Raw genomic sequence first — 17,595 nt, forward strand, 5'->3', positions numbered from 1 at the left:
TCAGACAGCTCCACAGCACTCCCGAGAGGTCCTCCCCTCAAGATCATTCAGACCGTGTCGTCACACGCGCTCAACCAACGTGTCCGGTCAGTACACCTAGTTCTGGGCTTGCCCGTAGCCCCCGAACGCCACCCGCGCCGCCTCGATCTGCTCGGCGTCGAGCAGGCGCGGTTCCCCGAGCGTGCGGGCCTGCGCCCACAGCCGGCAGAGCCACTCGAGGTAGACGCTGCGCGTGTACGCCTGCTCGAGGTGCTCGCCGTAGGTCGTCGCGCCGTGGTTGGCGAGGATGACCGCCGTCCGGTCGGCCAGCCCCTCGACACCGAGGCGCGCGAGCTCCTCGGTGCCGTAGGGCGCGTAGGGCACGACGCGCACCGGCCCGCCGAGCTGCGCGACCAGGTAATGCACGGGCGGCAGCTCGTCGAGCAGCGTCGACAGCGCGGTGGCGTACAGCGGGTGGGTGTGGACGACGGCGCCGGCGTCGGTCGCCCGGTAGACGGCCGTGTGCATCGGCACCTCGGACGACGGCCGCAGCCGCGCGTCCACCGGCTCGCCGTCGAGGTCGACGAGGCAGACGTCGGCGGCGGTGAGGTCGTCGTAGGCGACGCCGGTCGGCGTGATGGCGATGAGGTCACCGGTGCGGACCGAGACGTTGCCCGACGTCCCGACCGCGAGCCCGTCGCCGGCCATCCGCCGCGAGTATGCGATGACGGCCTCGCGCTCGTCCCGCATCTTCACCGCAGCCCCCTCTCCAGCGCAGCCTCCCGCTCCCACGCGCCCGCCCGGAACGTCGCCTCCTCGGTGACCACGGCGGCGAGCAGCTCCGCGGGCGTCACGTCGAAGGCGGGGTTGTAGACGGCCGTGCCCGGCGGTGCCGTGGGCACGCCGGCGAACGCCCGGACCTCGTCGCCGTCCCGCTCCTCGATGACGATGTCGTCGCCGGACGCGGTGGCGTGGTCGACCGTCGACTCGGGCGCCACCACGACCATCGGCAGCCCGTGGCGCACCGCGGCGCAGGCCAGCGCGTAGGTCCCGATCTTGTTGGCGGCGTCGCCGTTGGCGGCGATCCGGTCGGCGCCGACGACCACCGCGTCGACGAGCCCGCGGGCCATCGCCGACGCGGCCGCCGCGTCGACGAGCAGGCGGTGGGCGACGCCCATCTCGCGGAGCTCCCAGGCGGTCAGGCGCGCGCCCTGCAGCAGCGGGCGGGTCTCGCAGGCGAGGACCTCGGCCACCCGGCCGCGCTCGGCCAGCTCGCGGACCGCGCCGAGCCCGGTGCCCCAGGTGACGGTCGCGAGGGCGCCGGAGTTGCAGTGGGTGAGCAGACGCAGCGGGCGGTCGGGGCCCAGCGCGGTGAGGACGTCGGCGGCGCGCCGTCCCAGCCGCCGGTTCGTCGCCTCGTCCTCGTCGAGCACCGCGCACGCCTCGGCGACCACGGCGTCGGCGCCCTCGTCGAGCCGCGCCAGCGCCCGCTCGACGCCGCGGCGCAGGTTCACCGCGGTCGGGCGGACCGCGGCGACCCGCTCGGCCTCGGACCGCACCCGGTCGGGGTCGCCGGGGTGGCGGCGCGCGGCGAGCGCGACACCGAGGGCGCCCGCGGCACCGAGGGCCGGGGCGCCACGGATGGTCAGGTCGGCGATCGCGGCGACGAGCGAGTCGACCGACGCCAGGCGTTGCACCCGGTACTCGGCGGGCAGCGCCCGCTGGTCGATCGCCGTGACCGCTCCCCCGTCGCCGTCGTCCCAGTCCACGGTGCGCGCCATGGCCTCCAGTCTGCCGTGGTCAGGCCGCGCCGCGGGTGGCCACGAGATCGAGGGCGATGTCGATGATCATGTCCTCCTGCCCGCCGACCAGCCGGCGCCGTCCGGCCTCGGTGAGGATGTCGCGGGTGTCGACCCCGTACTGGGCGGCGGCGTTCTCGGCGTGGCGCAGGAAGCTGCCGTAGACCCCGGCGTAGCCGAGGGTGAGGGTCTCGCGGTCGACGCGCACCGGCCGGTCCTGGAGGGGCCGGACGAGGTCGTCGGCGGCGTCCTGCAGGGCGAACAGGTCGCAGCGGTGGGTCCAGCCGTAGGTGTTCGCGACGGCGACGAACGCCTCGAGCGGCGTGTTGCCGGCGCCGGCGCCCTGCCCGGCGAGGGAGGCGTCGACGCGCGTGACCCCCTCCTCGACGGCGACGACGGAGTTGGCCACCGAGAGCGAGAGGTTCTCGTGGGCGTGGATGCCGATCTGGGTGCCGGGGTCGAGGACGTCGCGGTAGGCGCGGATGCGCTCGGCGACGTCGGGCATGGTCAGGCGGCCGCCGGAGTCGGTGACGTAGACGCAGTGCGCGCCGTAGGACTCCATGAGCTTCGCCTGGCGGGCGAGCTCGGCGGGCGGGGCCATGTGGCTCATCATGAGGAAGCCGGAGACGTCCATGCCCAGCTCGCGGGCGGTGGCGACGTGCTGCGCGGCGACGTCGGCCTCGGTGCAGTGCGTGGCGACGCGGACCGAGCGGACGCCGAGCTCGTGGGCGTGGCGCAGCTCGCGGATCGTGCCGATGCCGGGCAGCAGCAGGGTGGTCAGCACCGGGCTGTTGTCGCTCGCCTCGATCGCCTCCGCGGCGGCGGCGATCCACTCCCAGTCGGTGTTCGAGCCGGGCCCGTAGGTGAGGCTGGCGCCGGCGAGCCCGTCGCCGTGCGAGACCTCGATCGCGTCGACGCCGGCGTCGGCCAGTGCGCGCGTGATCGTCCCGACCGCGTCGGGGGCGAGGCGGTGCCGGATGGCGTGCATGCCGTCCCGGAGGGTCACGTCCTGCACGTACAGGTTCGTCGTCATCGGGCGCTCCGCTGGGCCAGTTCCTCGCCGACGCGCAGGGCCGCCGAGGTCATGATGTCGAGGTTGCCGGCGTAGGCCGGGAGGTAGTGCGCGGCGCCCTCGACCTCGAGGAACACCGACACCTGGTGGGTGGGACGTGGCGCGTCGCCGATCAGCGTGTGCAGCGGCTGGTCGTCCGGGATCGCGCGCACCTGCACGGCCTGCTTGAGCCGGTAGCCGGGCACGTACTCGGCGACGGTCTTGACCATGGCCTCGACGGCGCTCGTGATCTCGGCGGCGAGGAGCTGCTCGTCCTGGGGCTCGGAGGCGTCGCCGACCAGACACAGCACGGTGTCGCGCATGATCAGCGGTGGGTCGGCCGGGTTCAGCACGATGATCGCCTTGCCGCACCCGGCGCCGCCGACCTGCTCGATCGCGGCGGCGGTGGTCTCGGTGAACTCGTCGATGTTGGCGCGGGTGCCCGGGCCCGCCGACCTCGACGCGATCGAGGCGACGATCTCGGCGTAGGGCACGGGCGCCACCGACGCGACGGCGGCGACGATCGGGATCGTGGCCTGGCCGCCGCAGGTGACCATGTTGACGTCCGTGACGTCGCCGAGCCCCTCGAGGTTCACCGGCGGGACGACGTAGGGCCCGATCGCCGCGGGCGTCAGGTCGACGAGGCGCTTGCCGTGCGGGGCCAGCAGCGCGGCGTTGGCGACGTGGGCCTTCGCCGACGTGGCGTCGAAGACGATGTCGATGTCGTCGAACCCGTCGAGCTCGACGAGGCCCTGGGCGCCCGTGTCGACCGCGGCGATGCCGAGGCGCCGGGCGCGGGCGAGGCCGTCGGAGTCGGGGTCGATGCCGACCATCGCAGCGACCTCGAGGGTCTCCGAGAGCCGGACGATCTTGAGCATGAGATCGGAGCCGATGTTGCCCGACCCGATGATCGCGACCTTCGTGGTCACTTCTCCTCCTCGAAGCGGACGGCCACGTCGCCGAGGCCGGTGAGGGACGCGGTGAACCGGTCGCCGGGTGCGGCGGCGACCATCGGCCCGAGCGCGCCGGACAGCACGACCTCGCCGGCGCGCAGCGGGTCACCGAGGTCGCGGGCGGTGCGAGCCAGCCAGGCCAGCGCGGCCAGGGGGTCGCCGAGGCAGGCCTTCCCGGTGCCGGTGGAGACCTGCTCGCCGCCGCGGTCCAGGGTCATGGCGACGTCGACCGGGCGCACCTGGTCGAGCCCGACCTGCTCGGGACCGAGCACGTACAGCCCGCTCGACCCGTTGTCGGCGACGGTGTCGCCGAACGTGATGTCCCAGCCGGCGATGCGGCTGTCGACGATCTCGAGGGCGGCGCGCTGGTGGTCGACGGCGGCGCGGACCTGCGCGTCGTCCAGGTCGCCGTCGGCGAGGTCGGTCCCGAGGACGAACGCGACCTCGGCCTCCACCTTGGGCTGGAGCAGGCGCCCCGCGGGGACGACGCCGTCGACCGCCATGTCGTCGAAGAGCACGCCGAAGTCCGGGGAGTCGACGCCGAGCTGGGCCTGGACCGCGGGGTTCGTCAGCCCGATCTTGCGCCCGACCACCCGCGCGCCGGCCTCGACGCGGTGCGCGGCGAGCCGGCGCTGCACGGCGTAGGCGGCGTCGACGTCGTCGGGGCCGATGAGGTCGCGGACCGGGGCGCAGGGCGTTCCCGTGGCGGCGGCGTCGAGAAGGCGCTCGGCGGCCTGGTCGACGGCGGATGTCTGCGTGGGCACGGGGAGCACCGTGCCGCGCGGCCGGTCGAGGAGACCAGCAAGGAGTTCCGCTGAGCTGAACTCGACGCGGCTCCCGGGAGATCACGGGCGTCCTGACGCACCTCGCGGACCCGCCGAGGTGCGTGACGTCGCCCCTGATCACCGCGGTGTTGCGCGAGCACTCCCGCGACCGGGGACTTCGGGCGCGTAGAAGCAGCGAACCGCCCGTTCGCTGCGGAAGGCCGGCGAGCTCAGGGCTCGCGCAGGGCCGCGCGGTGGGCGAGCATCGCCGCGATCCCGGACGCCGCGGCGCGCACGGCGTCGGCGTGGCGTTCGGGGTGGAAGCGGTGCACCGGGCCCGTGACGCTCACCGCCGTCCGCACGCCGCCGGGTTCGGCGACGCCGGCGGCGACGCACGTGATCCCGGTGGCCGACTCCTCGTGCTCGAACGCCACCCCGCGCTCGAGGACCTCGGCGAGCTGGGCGCGGAGCACCGGGGCATGGGTGATCGTGCGGGGTGCGCGGCGGGCGAGCGGACCGGCGAGCAGCGCATCGACGTCGGAGGCCGGCGCGTGGGCGAGCAGCACCTTGCCGATCGCCGTCGCGTGCAGCGGCATGCGCCCGCCCAGGCGCGACGGCGACCGCGCCTGCCGGTGCCCGCCCATCTTGGCCACGTAGACGACCTCGGCGCCCTCGCGCACGCCGAGGTGCACGGTCTCGTGGGTGCGCTCGTAGAGGTCCTCGAGGAACGGCGTCGCGACCTCCAGCAGCCCGCGCCCCACCGACGCGCGCATCCCCAGCTCGAACACCAGGCCCGACAGGCGGTAGCGGCCCTCGGTGCGCTCCAGCAGGCCGTGGTCGACGAGCTCGCCCAGGGTGCGGTGCACGGTGCTCTTCGCGAGCCCGGTGCGCCGCTGGATCTCGGCGAACCCGAGCGCGGCGTCCTCGGCGGTGAACGCCCGCAGCACGGCGAGGGCCTTGCCCAGGACCGTCTCCGGCACGCCCATGCGGCCATACTCCCCGCTGTCGGCACCTCCGCTCGATACAGTGAACGGTACGGCGTTCGTCCGGTTCGCCCGTCGCAGCAGGAGGATGTCGTGCCGCCACGTCGGCGTCGAGGCACCGGCTCCGCGCCGGCCGTCGCGCTCACCGCCGACCGGATCGTCGACGCGGCCCTCGCGATCGCCGACCAGGAGGCGGACCTCGACAAGCTCACCGTGCGGCGTCTCGCCGCCGACCTCGACGTCGGCGTCATGACGCTCTACGGCTACTTCCGCAACAAGGACGAGATCCTCGACGCCATGGGCGACCGCATCCTCGGGTCGATGGACCTGCCCGCGGAGGTCGAGACCGAGCCGGCCGCGGCGCTGCGCAGCCTCGGGCACGCGTTCCTCGCGATGATGCGCGACCACCCGAGCGTCGTCCGCCTGCTCTCGACGCGGGTCACCGACAGCCCGGGCGCGCTGGTCAACGCGATGGAGGGGGTGCTCGCGCGGCTCGCCGCCGCCGGCATCACCGGCCCGCTCGCCGTGCGCTGCTACGGCTTCCTCATCACCTACGCCCTGGGTTTCGCCGCCTACCAGGCGCCGCGGAGCTGGGGGCAGGGGCAGGGCCAGGACGACGATCGGTCCGAGGCCCGGCGCCAGCGCTCGCATTTCTACGCGGGCCTGTCGCGGGACCGCTTCCCGCACACGGTCGGGTTGGCCGAGGAGCTGCCCGCACTGCCGACCGACGAGCAGTTCGCCGACGGCCTCGAGGCCTGGATCGCGGGGATGGTGGCCCAGCTGCCGACAGCCCCGGCACAGACGACGCAGCGCGCGGCCCGGACCTGAGGCCCGGACCGCGCTCGACAGCGCTCGGGTCAGCTCCCCGCGGCCGGCACCGCGCGGGTCTCGCCCGTCGTCGCCGGGGCGGCCGGCGCGTCCGACGGCTGCTCGGGCAGCCGTAGCGCGAGGCCCGCGAGCAGCGAGATCACGGCGCCGCCGGCCATGTAGAGCGCGATGCCCCACCAGCCGCCGGTGGCGTCCAGCAGCGACGCGGCGACGGCCGGGGCGAACGCGTTGCCCAGGATCGTGCCGATGGTGAAGCCGATGCCCATGCCCGAGAAGCGCAGGGCGGCCGGGAAGACCTGCGAGAAGTACACCGGGAAGACGGCGTAGTTCGCGGAGTAGGCCAGGAACACGATGACGAAGCCGAGCAGCATCAGCCCGTAGCTGCGGGTGTCGAGCAGCGCGAACCAGGCGAACGGCGTGACCACCAGCGCGGCCGCGCCGACGAGGAACACCGCGCGCACGCCGACCCGGTCGGCGAGGCGCCCGGCGATCGGGATCGCGATGAGCAGCACGACCGCGGCCGGCAGCAGCACCGCGAGCATGGTCGAGCTCGGCAGGCCCAGCGCGGTGCGGCCGTAGGAGATCGAGAAGACCGTGGTCAGCGTGAAGACCATGCCGGCCGAGATCGTCGCCAGGGCGACCAGCACGACGGCGCGCCCGCTGCCGCGCAGGACCTCGATCAGCGGCAGGCGACGCACGGCGCCGGCCTGCTTGACCGCGACGAAGTCGGGGCTCTCCTCGAGCGTCCAGCGCACGACGAAGCCGACGACGACGAGGACGCCGCTGGCGAGGAACGGGATGCGCCAGCCCCACGACAGCAGCGCGGGCTCCGGCAGCGTGAGGACGGCAAGGAAGACCAGGTTCGAGAGGATCATGCCGGTCGAGGTGCCGGTGTTGACCAGCGCGCCGCGCACGCCGCGCCGTGACTGTTCGGAGTGCTCGACGGTCATGAGCACGGCACCGCTGTACTCCCCGCCGACCGAGACGCCCTGCAGGATGCGCAGGAACACGAGCAGGATCGGCGCCGCGATCCCGATGCTCGCGTAGGTCGGGAGCAGGCCGATGAGGAACGTCGAGCCGCCCATCATCAGCAGCGTGATCACGAGGATCGTGCGCCGCCCGACGCGGTCGCCGAAGTGGCCGAAGATCAGCGCGCCGAGCGGGCGCGCCACGTAGCCGACGCCGAACGTCGACAGCGCGATCAGCGTGCCGGCGAGCGGGTCGAAGGTCGGGAAGAAGAGCTTCGCGAACACCAGCGACGACGCGAGCCCGTAGATCGCGAAGTCGTAGTACTCGATGGTCGTGCCGATCCAGCTGGCGATCACGGCCTTCGCCGGACTGCGGCGAGGTCCGGTGGTGACGGACATGGGGTCTCCCGGGAGGAGGGCGGGGAAGTCACGCGGCCGGGGCCGGGAGCTTCGGTGATACCCGATCTCGTCGCGCACTGCCGTGCTCGGCGGCGACGTCGCCGGCGAGCACACCGTCCGATCGGGTGTTCGTACTTTGTATGGTGCGGTGCACGGCGCCGTCAAGCACGCATTTTCCGAGGGCTCCGCCTCGTCACACAACGGAAATACGAGCGCTCGTGACTTTCGTCGGCCCGTGTGCCATCGTCCGTACCGTACTTAGTACGAGCACGAGCGGACCGGAGGCGGCGTGGACGACACCGTGATGGACCTCGAGGTCGTGGGGCTGCGCCGCGAGGCGGACGGCGTCCTCGCCGTCGAGCTGCGCGACCCGGCCGACCGGCTGCTGCCGGCCTGGTCCCCCGGGGCGCACATCGACCTCGCGGTGGGCGAGCACGTCCGCCAGTACTCGCTGTGCGGCGACCCCGCCCAGCGCCGGCGCTACCGCGTCGCCGTCCTGCGCGAGCCGGCCTCGCGCGGCGGGTCCCGCCACGTCCACGAGCGGCTGCGCCCGGGCGACGAGGTCGAGGTCGGCGGCCCCCGCAACCACTTCCCGCTGGCCGACGCGGAGCGGCACGTGCTCGTCGCGGGCGGCATCGGCATCACCCCGGTGATGACCATGGCCGCGGAGCTCACCGCGCGCGGCGCGGACTGGCAGCTCGTCTACCTCGGCCGGTCCCGGCGCAGCATGGCGTTCCTCGACGACCTCGCTGCGCTGGACAGCACCCGCGTGACCGTCCACGCCGACGACACCGACGGCGCGCCCGACCTCGAGCGGCTCCTCAAGGACGTCGACGGGGACACCGCCGTCGCCGTCTGCGGCCCGGCCGGGCTCATCGGCGCCGTCGAGCGCCACTGCGCCGACCGCGGCCTGCCCGCCCCGCGGGCCGAGCGCTTCGCCGCGGCGGAGCGCGACGGGGACGAGGTCCTCGAGGCGTTCGACGTCGTCGTCGCCAGCACCGGACGCCGGCTCGCGGTGCCCGCCGACCGCTCCGCGCTCGAGGTCCTCGACGCCGCGGGGATCGGGCTGCCGAACGCGTGCCGCGACGGCGTCTGCGGCAGCTGCCTCGTCGGCGTCGTCGATGGCGCGCCGTGGCACCGCGACGCCCTCACCGAGCCCGACCGCACCGACGTCATGGCCCCCTGCGTCTCGCGCGCCCGGGGCGCCGAGCTCGTGCTGGACCTCTGAGCACCCACCACAGGAGTTCCTCGTGACCACCGAAGCGACCGACACCGTCCCCCGCCGCGCCCGGCGCCCGCGCCGCGGCCCCGCGCCCGAGCCGGGCCCGCCCGTGCAGGCCGGCTCCGACTGGACGTCATGGAGCACCTACGACCGCGCCGAGCTGGGGTTCCGCAACCACTGGTACCCGGCCGTCTGGGCGCACGAGGTGGGCCGCAAACCGGTGCCGGTGACGATCTGCGGCGAGAAGGTCGTGCTCGTCCGGGACGACCGCACCGGGAGGATCCGGGGGCTGCACGACCGCTGCCCGCACCGCGGCGTCCCGCTCTCGCTGGGCCGGCGCCAGTTCCCCGGCACGATCTCCTGCCCGTACCACGGCTGGACCTACGACCTCGAGGACGGCCGGCTCGCCGCCGTCATCACCGACGGCCCCGACTCCCCGATCTGCGGCAAGGTCTCGGTCGCGACCTACCCGGTCGAGGAACGCCTCGGGCTCGTCTTCGTCTACATCGGCGAGCTCTCCGAGGACGGCACCGCCCCGCCCGTCGAGGAGGACATCCCGACCGAGCTCACCGAGAACACGCTGGTCCTCGGCGGCCGCAACGAGATCCGCGACGGCAACTGGCGCTTCGCCGCCGAGAACGGGTTCGACGAGGGTCACGCGAAGTACCTGCACAACACGGCGCTGTGGCGGCTGTTCAAGGTCATGCCGACCTGGAACAAGACGCGCATCGTCGAGCGCGACGGCTGGCTCATCCGCGTGCAGGACGAGGTGCACTGGGAGGCCGAGTTCCCGGGCGTCGGCACCTTCAGCAACAAGCGCTGGTGGAAGCGCATGCCGCTGCCCGACCGCCCGGGCAAGAACGGCGACGCCAACCCGGTGATCGCCGGCCTGGACCTGCCGGGATTCGTCAGCATCCGGCTGCCCGGCATCCTGCGCGTCGCGTACCCGCAGTTCATCCACTACGAGTGGTACGTCCCGGTCGACGCCGACCACGTGCGCTACGTGCAGCTCATGGTCCGGTTCGAGACCGGGCTGAAGGCCGCGGCGTTCAAGGCGAAGTACCTCGGCGCGATCCGCTGGCTCTTCCACGGCCAGTTCACGGCGCAGGACGCCTGGATGGTCGACGTCATGGACTCGCCGCCCGAGCGGCTCTACCGCCCCGACCTCTCGCTGACGGCATGGCGCAAGCACATCGAGGACAGCGACGTCGTCGTCCAGTCGGTGGCCGGCCGTGGACACTGACGCCGCGGTCCTCTCGCACGGGCGCGCCGGCGCTGTCGGCGGGCCGGTCACCCTCGTCCTGCACGGCGGCGGGCCGGGCTGCCACGCGGCGAGCGACTTCGGCGCCGTGATGGCCGCCCGCCCGCAGCGGTCGTGGCTGTGGGTCGACCTCCCCGGGTACGGCGCCTCCCCCGCCGCCGGCGGTCCCCGTCTCGGCACGGCCGCCGCCGCGCTGCGCGAGCTGCTCAACGAGCTCGGTGTCGGCCCCGTCGACGTGCTCGCGCAGTCCTACGGCGGCTCGGTCGCGCTCCTGCTCGCGAGCGACGCGCCGGCGGCCGTGCGCCGCATGGTGCTGATCGGCAGCACGCCGACGCCGGCGCCGGGCGGCGTCCCCGACCTGCTCGACCCCGGTCTCGGTGCCCGCTTGCGCGCCGCCTATGCCGGCGACGGTCGTCCCGACCTCGACCGGATGCGCCGGCTGATGACCGACGCCGAGTGGCACGACGGCGCCCGGCTCCCGGACGCCCTGGTCGCGGCCCGGTTCCGCGCCGACCGCCTCGCCGAGGGGGCGAGCGGGACGCCGGAAGACCTCGCGGAGCACCTCGACGCCGTCGCCGCCCCGGTGCACCTCGTCTGGGGGCGCCACGACCCGTTCGCCGGCCCGGCCTACGCCGCCGCCCTCGCCGACGCGCTGCCCCGCGCCGACCTCACCGTCCTGCACGCCACCGCCCACCACCCGCAGTCCGAGCGCCCCGACGCCGTCGCCGCGCTCGTCGACGCCCACCTGGGGAGCTCGTCGTGACCCGACTCGCCGCTGCCGCCCTCGCCGCCACCGCGGGGGTCGTCGTCGCCGCCCGCACCGGCGCCCTCGCCAAGCTCGGCCGGCGCACCACCGTCCGCACGGTCCGGGCCGGGCGATGAGCGCGCCCGCGAAACCCTCGACCCTCACCGAGCAGCAGCGCCGCTGGGTCGACGACGCCTGCTCGCGTCTCGACGCCGGCCGGCTCACCGAGCTGGTCGTCGGCATGGTCGACATCCCCAGCCCGACCGGCGAGGAGGGCCCGCTCGCGGAGTGGCTCGCCGGGCAGCTCGACGCCGCGGGCCTGGCGGGTCGCGTCCAGCCCCTCGACGACCGCCAGGCCAACGCCCACGGCCGCCTCGCCGGCGACGGCACCGGCGAGAGCCTGCTGCTCTACGCGCCCATCGACACGTTCACCGTCGGCGACCCGGCCGAGGACGTGCCCTGGATCGGCCCCGAGCTGCGTACCGACATGCAGCCCCGCGCCCAGGTGCACGGCGACCACGTCCTGGGCCTCGGCGCGAGCAACCCCAAGGGCCACGGCGCCGCGGTGGTCGCCGCCGCCGAGGCGATCGCCACGGCCGGGATCCCGCTGCGCGGCGACCTGCTCGTCGGGCTGGGCGCCGGCGGCATGCCCACCAACGGGCGCGACGCCCGGGGCCTGACGCGGCGCAACACCGGTCAGGGCGTCGGCGCCTCGTTCCTGCTCGAGCAGGGCGTGTGGGCCGACCACGCGGTGATCGCCAAGCCGGGCTGGGCCGTCGCGTGGGAGGAGGTCGGCCTCTGCTGGTTCGAGGTGCGGGTGCGCGGCGCGTTCTCCTACGTCGGGTCCCGGCACCGGATGCCGTACCGCAACCCGATCGCCCACGCCGCGACGGTGATCGACGCGCTGGAGCGCTGGTTCCCGGAGTACGCGGCGTGGCACACCGACGGGCTCGTCGCGCCGCAGGGCATCGTCGCCTCGGTCGAGGGCGGCTGGCCGCGGCTCGCATCGGCCACCTCGGCGCTGTGCCGCTTCACCGTCGACCTGCGCACCAGCCCGCGGTCGACCCCCGCCGACGTGCGCCGCGAGTTCGGTGCGGCGATCGCCGCCATCACCGCCGGGCACCCCGAGCTCGACGTCGACTGGGAGATGGTCCTCGCGATCCCCGGCACCCACACGCCGCAGGACGCGCCGGTCGTCGCCGCGGCGATCGCGGCCTGGGAGGACCTCGCGGGCCGCGAGCACGCGCCGATCGTCGCGAACAGCGGCGCCACCGACGCGAACATCCTGCGCACTCGCGGGCTGCCGACCGCGCGCATCGGCATGGACCGCATCGGCCCCGACGCGCCGATCCCGCTGGACTTCCCGGCCGGGATGAACGTCGTCGACATCCGGGAGGCCCTGCGGCTGGCCCGGCACCTCGTGCACACGGCGGTGTCGCTGTGCACCCGCGAAAGGACGCCGTCGTGAGCGAGATCGTGCTCGGCCTCGGGGCCTCGCACAGCACGCTGATGAACACCCACTGGGACGAGGTCGACCACCTCCCCGAGGCCCACCGGTTCCGCGACGGCCTCGCCACGGCCCGCGAGGCGCTCGCCGCCGCGCGGCCCGACGCGGTGGTCGTCGTCGGCTCCAACCACTTCCGCGGCATGTTCCTCGACCTCATGCCGGCCGTGACGGTCGGCGTCGGTGAGGTGCTCGGTGCCGGCGAGGCGGGCACCCCGGGCGGCCCGTTGCCCGTCGACACCGAGCTCGCGCGCTCGCTCGTCGACGGCATGGTCGCCGACGGCTTCGACCCCGCGTTCTCGCTGCGCCTGACCGTCGACCACGGGATCACGCACTCGCTGCAGCACCTGGTGCCCGCGCTGGACGTGCCGATCGTGCCCGTCGTGCTCAACATGTTCGCCCCGCCGCTGCCGCCCCTGGCGCGGTGCGCGCGGCTCGGGGCGACGATCGGGCGGGTGCTGCGCTCCGACGGCGCCGACCGCCGTGTCGCGCTCATCGCCTCGGGCGGGCTCTCGCATCGGCTGCCCTGGCCGAAGTGGTTCGCGACGCTGTCGGACGACGACCGCTTCCTCGTCGAGGCCTGGCTCAACGGCCGCGACTCCTGGGCCGAGTACGAGGTGCGGCGCCGGCAGATCATCCGCGCGGCGCGGCCGGACATCAACGCGGACTTCGACGCACGGTTCCTGTCGATGCTCGAGGACGGCGACGTCGCCCCCGTGCTCGCGATGACCGACGACGAGCTCGAGGCCGAGGCCGGCAACGGCGCCCACGAGATCCGGTCCTGGCTCGCCGTGCAGGCCGCGCTCACCGGCCCCGACGGCCCGCCCCGCGCCGCGACCGCCGCCTACGCCGCCGTCGGCCCCTGGCTGACCGGCATGGGGGTCTCGGTCATGACGCCCGCCCACCTCCCCCTGCCCACCACCACGACTGCTCTGGAGAACGCCCGATGACCCTCTGGACCGACCTCGCCGAGGTCGACTTCGCGATCAGCCACGAGACCGTCGGCGGCGCACGCACCCGCGTGCTGCGCGCCGGCGCAGGGCCCGACCACGTCGTGATGCTGCACGGCACCAGCGGGCACATCGAGGCGTTCGTCCGCAATATCCCGGCGTTCTCGCAGCGCTTCACCGTGCACGCGCTCGACATGCTCGGTCACGGCTACACCGACAACCCCGGCGGCGACCTGCGCATTCCCCGCTACGTCGACCACGTGCTCGCCTACCTCGACGCGCAGGGCATCGAGCGGGCGCACGTCGTGGGCGAGTCGCTCGGCGGCTGGGTCGCCGGCCGGCTCGCCGCCGACCACCCCGAGCGCGTCGGCCGGCTCGTGCTCGTCGCGCCCGGCGGCACCGTCGCGAACCCCGAGGTGATGGACCGGATCCGCACCAGCACCCGCCGCGCCGTCGAGACCGACGACCGGGCACTGACCCGCCAGCGCCTCGAGCTGCTCATGCACGACCCGGCGAACGTCACCGACGAGCTCGTCGACGTGCGCCACCGCATCTACCACCGCCCGGCGTTCGTCGCCGGCATCGACCACCTGCTGTGCCTGCAGCAGATGGAGAACCGCACGGAGGACCTGCTCACGCCCGAGCAGATGGCGCGCATCGCGGCACCGACGCTCATCGTGTGGGGCGCGCAGAACCCGTTCGGCGACGTCCCCGAGGCGCACCGCATGCAGGAGTCCATCCCCGGCGCCAAGCTGGAGATCTTCGGCGAGTGCGGGCACTGGCCCCAGCACGAGCACAGCGCCCGGTTCGACGACCTCGCGCTGACCTTCCTGTCATGAGCGGTCACACCATGAGATTGGGCCTGCGCATCCCGCCGTGCGCGCCCATCCCGGACCTCGTCGCGTTCGCCCGCGAGGCCGAGGCGGCGGGGCTCGACCAGCTCTGGTTCCCCGACTCGCAGCTGCTCTGGCGCGACGTCTTCGCCGTCACCGCGGCCGTGGCGGCGGGGACCGAGCGGGTGGGCGTCGGCACGGCGGTCACCAACGTGGCCACCCGCCACCCCGCGGTCGTCGCCTCCGCGGCCCGGACGGTCGGCGAGATCGCTCCGGGCCGGTTCGTGCTCGGGCTCGGCGTCGGGAACAGCTCGGTCGGCCCGGTCGGGATGTCGCCGTCGACGGGGCGCGCGCTGCGCGAGGGGATGGCGACGATCCGGTCGCTGCTGTCCGGGGAGGACGTGGACTTCCCCGGGGTGACCTCCCGCCTGCGGGATCCGCTGGACGTGCCCCTGCACCTCGCGGCGAGCGGGCCGCGCAACCTGCGGCTGGCCGGCGAGGTGGCCGACGGCGCGATCCTGCTCTCCGGCGTCGCCCCGGGCCCGCTGGCGTTCGCGACCGCCCGTGTCGCGGAGGGGGCGCAGGCCGCGGGCCGGGCGCCCGCGCCGATCACCGTGTCGGCGTTCTGCCGGGTCACCGACGACGTCGAGCGTGACGCCCGCGAGCTCAAGCCGATCTGCGTGGAGATCGCGCGCAACGGCGGCGGCGCGGCGATGGCGGCGGCGGGGATCGAGGTGACGACACCGGCGACGGTCGAGGGCGTCTACCCCGACCTCGTGCACGCCGAGGACTGGGACGCGGCCGTGCGGTTCTGCGACGCGTACGTCTCCGACGAGGCCGTCGTCCGCTTCGCCCGCGAGTTCTGCCTGTTCGGGAGCGCGAAGGAGATCGACGCGCGCCTCGCGGAGCTCGACGCGGCGGGTGTCGACGGGGTGTTCCTCCAGCACGTCGGGTCCTACGACCTGCCGGAGCGTCTCCTCGGCGACCTCGCCCGCGACGTCCTGCCCCGCCGGTGAGCACGCTCGCGGAGCTCGCGACGCGGTCGGTGGCCGCGGCCCGGGACGCCGACGCGGACACGCGGCACCAGGCCGCCCGGCAGGTGCTCGACGTCCTCGGCTGCGTGGCGTCCGGAGCGGGCCACCCGGTCGCGACGACGTGGCTGCCGCTGGTGCCGGAGGTGGACGACGACCCCCGGCGCGGTGGGGTCGTCCTCCCGGGCGTGCCCGGCGTCCGCGCGCTCGACGACGCCGTCGAGGTGGGCGCGACGCTCGCGCACCTCGACGAGCTCGACCCGCTGCACGGCCCCGGCGCGTTCGCGGCGGGCGCGGTGGTGGTGCCGACGGCGGTCGCCGTGTCGCTCGCGCACGGGTGCCCGGGCGAGCTGCTGGCGCGCGCCGTCGTCGCGGGGCACGAGGCCGGGATCGACGCGAGCCTGCGTTTCGGCGGCCCCGCCCTCTACGGCCGCGGGCTGTGGCCGACGGCGGTGTTCGGCCCGCTCGCGGCGGCCGCGGCGACGTCCGTGCTGCTCGGGCTCGACGAGGACGCGACGACCCGCGCGCTCGCCCTCGCCGCCGCCGGGATCGGGGGCTTCCTCTCCGCCGACGTCCTCGGCCACGGCCACTACCTGCTCGCCGGCACCGCCGCCCGCGCGGGGCTGCGCGCGGCGCGCGGGGCGCAGGCGGGCCTGGCGGTGTCGACGACCCTGCTCGACGGGCCCGCCGCGGCCCTGTTCGGTCATCCTCCGGCGCCCGCGTCACCGCCCGGCGCACCGCACGTGACCGGCGTCGGCACCAAGACCTGGCCGTGCTCGCGCCCGCTGCAGTCCGCGCTCGCCGCCCTCGACGAGATCGGGACGGCGCCGCGCGCGGGAGACACCGTCGTCGTCGCCCTGCCCGCGGCGGCGCGGCACTTCGTCACCGCCGACCCGGCTCCCGCGGACGCGACCACCGCCGCGGCGAGCGCCGTGGTCGCCGTCCGGGGCCACGCGGTCGGCCGCGCGGCGGATCCGCGCTGGTACCGGGACGTCGCCGCCGGGGTCGAGCGCGGGCCCGAGATCGCGGTGGAGCTCGCGGCGGCGGACGACCTCGACGCCGCCTTCCCGGCGCGCTGGGGGGCGCACGTCCGCGTCGAGCGCGACGGCGGGACGGTCGGCGCGGCGAGCTGTCTCGTCCCGCCCGGGGATCCGGAACGCCCCCTCGACGACGCCGCCCTGCTCGCCCGCGCGTCACGCCTGGCCGGGCAGGACCTCGCCGGGTGGCTCGACCTCGACGCGGGGCCGTTCGTGGGGGCCGGTCGTCGGGGGCCGTAACAGGACTGTCGCTTGACGGCGACGGCCACCGCTCGTTCACTGTCCCGTACATAGTACGAACCCTCCCGTCCACCACCCCGCGGAGAGCCCCATGAGCACCCCTCGCTCGGCCGACTACGTCGTCGTCGGCGCCGGAACCGCCGGCTGTGTCGTCGCCCGCCGCCTGCTCGAGCGGTCCGGTGCCACGGTCGTCGTCGTCGAGGCGGGCGGGTCGCCCGACGGCATCGCGTCGTCGACCGACCCGGCCCGCTGGGTGGAGAACATCGGCGGGCCCCACGACTGGGCCTACTCCTACGGGCCGGAGGAGCACCTCGACGGCCGCACCCTGTTCCTCTCGCGGGGCAAGGTGCTCGGCGGGTCGGGCAGCACGAACGCCCTGGTCTGGGTGCGCGGCCAGCGCGCCGACTACGACGGCTGGGCCGCGGGCGGCGCCACCGGCTGGAGCTACGACGAGGTGCTGCCGTACTTCCGGCGCGCCGAGACGGTCGAGGTCGAGACGGCCACCGACCTGCACCCCGTCGCGCAGGCCCTCGTCGAGGCCGGGATCAGCTACGGCATGCCCTACCTCGACGACATCAACGTCGCGGAGCCCCTCGGCGCCGGCCCGATCACCATGGACGTGCGCGGGGGCGAGCGCACCAGCACCTGGACCGGCCACCTGCGTCCCGTGCTCGACGACGAGCGCCTCACGCTCGTGCAGTCCGAGGTGACGGGGCTGGTGCTGCGGGGCGGACGGTGCACGGGGATCCGGGTCCACACCGACGACGGCGACGTCGAGATCCGTGCCGAGCGCGAGGTCGTGCTCTGCGCCGGGTCGATCAACACCCCACGCCTGCTGCTCTCCTCCGGGATCGGCCCCGCCGACCAGCTCCGCGGCGTCGGCGTCACGCCGGTGCTCGACCTGCCCGGCGTCGGTGAGAACCTCTAGGAGCACCCGATCATCGCCGGCCTGTGCTTCGAGGCCGCGGAACCGCTCCCGGCGCCCACCCACAACCTCGAGGGCTCGATGGCGTTCTGGCGCAGCGCTCCCGACGTCGCGGTACCGGAC

General features: G+C 74.9%; 18 protein-coding genes. 11 read left to right on the forward strand and 7 right to left on the reverse strand.

Annotation, left to right across the window (positions count from 1 at the left end; genetic code table 11):
• Nucleotides 1–96: 96 nt before the first annotated feature.
• The 6 genes from EV188_RS06350 to EV188_RS06375 form a co-directional block, all read right to left on the reverse strand.
• Nucleotides 97–735 (reverse strand): class II aldolase/adducin family protein, encoded by a 639-nt coding sequence (locus tag EV188_RS06350; protein WP_208114042.1) that lies wholly within the window; start codon nucleotides 733–735, stop codon nucleotides 97–99.
• A complete protein-coding gene (gene mtnA / locus EV188_RS06355; protein ID WP_208114043.1) occupies nucleotides 732–1,760 on the reverse strand; it encodes an S-methyl-5-thioribose-1-phosphate isomerase in 1,029 nt (342 codons plus the stop codon). Before mtnA ends, EV188_RS06350 begins: the two co-directional genes overlap by 4 nt.
• Nucleotides 1,761–1,779: 19 nt before the next feature.
• Nucleotides 1,780–2,811, reverse strand: a complete 1,032-nt coding sequence (dmpG, locus tag EV188_RS06360; RefSeq protein WP_133825443.1) for a 4-hydroxy-2-oxovalerate aldolase — start codon at nucleotides 2,809–2,811, stop codon at nucleotides 1,780–1,782.
• Complete coding sequence (locus EV188_RS06365; protein ID WP_133825444.1) at nucleotides 2,808–3,758, reverse strand: acetaldehyde dehydrogenase (acetylating); 951 nt, start codon at nucleotides 3,756–3,758, stop codon at nucleotides 2,808–2,810. Before EV188_RS06365 ends, dmpG begins: the two co-directional genes overlap by 4 nt.
• The gene (locus EV188_RS06370; RefSeq protein ID WP_243741525.1) at nucleotides 3,755–4,546 is read right to left on the reverse strand and encodes a 2-keto-4-pentenoate hydratase; all 792 of its coding nucleotides are present in this window, start codon (nucleotides 4,544–4,546) and stop codon (nucleotides 3,755–3,757) included. Before EV188_RS06370 ends, EV188_RS06365 begins: the two co-directional genes overlap by 4 nt.
• Nucleotides 4,547–4,776: 230 nt before the next feature.
• Complete coding sequence (locus EV188_RS06375; protein ID WP_133825446.1) at nucleotides 4,777–5,532, reverse strand: IclR family transcriptional regulator; 756 nt, start codon at nucleotides 5,530–5,532, stop codon at nucleotides 4,777–4,779.
• 90 nt (nucleotides 5,533–5,622) lie between these two features.
• On the opposite strand from EV188_RS06375, the gene EV188_RS06380 reads away from it, so the two are divergent.
• A complete protein-coding gene (locus tag EV188_RS06380; protein ID WP_133825447.1) occupies nucleotides 5,623–6,357 on the forward strand; it encodes a TetR/AcrR family transcriptional regulator in 735 nt (244 codons plus the stop codon).
• A 29-nt stretch (nucleotides 6,358–6,386) separates the two neighbouring features.
• On the opposite strand, the gene EV188_RS06385 is transcribed toward EV188_RS06380, so the two are convergent.
• Nucleotides 6,387–7,724: an MFS transporter gene (locus EV188_RS06385; protein ID WP_133825448.1), complete on the reverse strand. Its 1,338-nt coding sequence runs from the start codon at nucleotides 7,722–7,724 to the stop codon at nucleotides 6,387–6,389.
• Between the two features lie 289 nt (nucleotides 7,725–8,013).
• Between EV188_RS06385 and EV188_RS06390 the strand changes: the two genes are divergently transcribed.
• The 10 genes from EV188_RS06390 (at nucleotide 8,014) to EV188_RS32190 (ending at nucleotide 17,475) form a co-directional block, all read left to right on the forward strand.
• The gene (locus EV188_RS06390) at nucleotides 8,014–8,952 is read left to right on the forward strand and encodes a PDR/VanB family oxidoreductase (RefSeq protein WP_341770741.1); all 939 of its coding nucleotides are present in this window, start codon (nucleotides 8,014–8,016) and stop codon (nucleotides 8,950–8,952) included.
• Between the two features lie 22 nt (nucleotides 8,953–8,974).
• A complete protein-coding gene (locus tag EV188_RS06395; RefSeq protein WP_208114044.1) occupies nucleotides 8,975–10,189 on the forward strand; it encodes an aromatic ring-hydroxylating dioxygenase subunit alpha in 1,215 nt (404 codons plus the stop codon).
• Nucleotides 10,179–10,970 (forward strand): alpha/beta fold hydrolase, encoded by a 792-nt coding sequence (locus EV188_RS06400; RefSeq protein WP_133825449.1) that lies wholly within the window; start codon nucleotides 10,179–10,181, stop codon nucleotides 10,968–10,970. Before EV188_RS06395 ends, EV188_RS06400 begins: the two co-directional genes overlap by 11 nt.
• A complete protein-coding gene (locus EV188_RS32905; RefSeq protein WP_279536705.1) occupies nucleotides 10,967–11,089 on the forward strand; it encodes a hypothetical protein in 123 nt (40 codons plus the stop codon). Before EV188_RS06400 ends, EV188_RS32905 begins: the two co-directional genes overlap by 4 nt.
• The gene (locus EV188_RS06405) at nucleotides 11,086–12,420 is read left to right on the forward strand and encodes a zinc-binding metallopeptidase family protein (RefSeq protein WP_133825450.1); all 1,335 of its coding nucleotides are present in this window, start codon (nucleotides 11,086–11,088) and stop codon (nucleotides 12,418–12,420) included. Before EV188_RS32905 ends, EV188_RS06405 begins: the two co-directional genes overlap by 4 nt.
• Nucleotides 12,417–13,406 (forward strand): DODA-type extradiol aromatic ring-opening family dioxygenase, encoded by a 990-nt coding sequence (locus EV188_RS06410; RefSeq protein WP_133825451.1) that lies wholly within the window; start codon nucleotides 12,417–12,419, stop codon nucleotides 13,404–13,406. Before EV188_RS06405 ends, EV188_RS06410 begins: the two co-directional genes overlap by 4 nt.
• On the forward strand, nucleotides 13,403–14,245 hold the full coding sequence (locus EV188_RS06415; RefSeq protein WP_133825452.1) for an alpha/beta fold hydrolase: 843 nt from the start codon (nucleotides 13,403–13,405) through the stop codon (nucleotides 14,243–14,245). Before EV188_RS06410 ends, EV188_RS06415 begins: the two co-directional genes overlap by 4 nt.
• Nucleotides 14,242–15,255 carry an LLM class flavin-dependent oxidoreductase gene (locus tag EV188_RS06420; RefSeq protein ID WP_208114045.1) on the forward strand — a complete coding sequence of 338 codons (1,014 nt, stop codon included), beginning with the start codon at nucleotides 14,242–14,244 and terminating at the stop codon, nucleotides 15,253–15,255. The genes EV188_RS06415 and EV188_RS06420 overlap by 4 nt, the downstream gene beginning before the upstream one ends.
• A complete protein-coding gene (locus tag EV188_RS06425) occupies nucleotides 15,252–16,547 on the forward strand; it encodes an MmgE/PrpD family protein (RefSeq protein WP_133825453.1) in 1,296 nt (431 codons plus the stop codon). The genes EV188_RS06420 and EV188_RS06425 overlap by 4 nt, the downstream gene beginning before the upstream one ends.
• A 91-nt stretch (nucleotides 16,548–16,638) precedes the next feature.
• Entirely contained in the window at nucleotides 16,639–17,475 is an 837-nt protein-coding gene (locus EV188_RS32190) for a GMC family oxidoreductase (protein ID WP_208114046.1), read from the forward strand.
• The last annotated feature ends 120 nt before the right edge of the window (nucleotides 17,476–17,595 follow it).

Origin of the sequence: Actinomycetospora succinea (assembly GCF_004363095.1) — a bacterium.
Lineage (GTDB): Bacteria > Actinomycetota > Actinomycetes > Mycobacteriales > Pseudonocardiaceae > Actinomycetospora > Actinomycetospora succinea.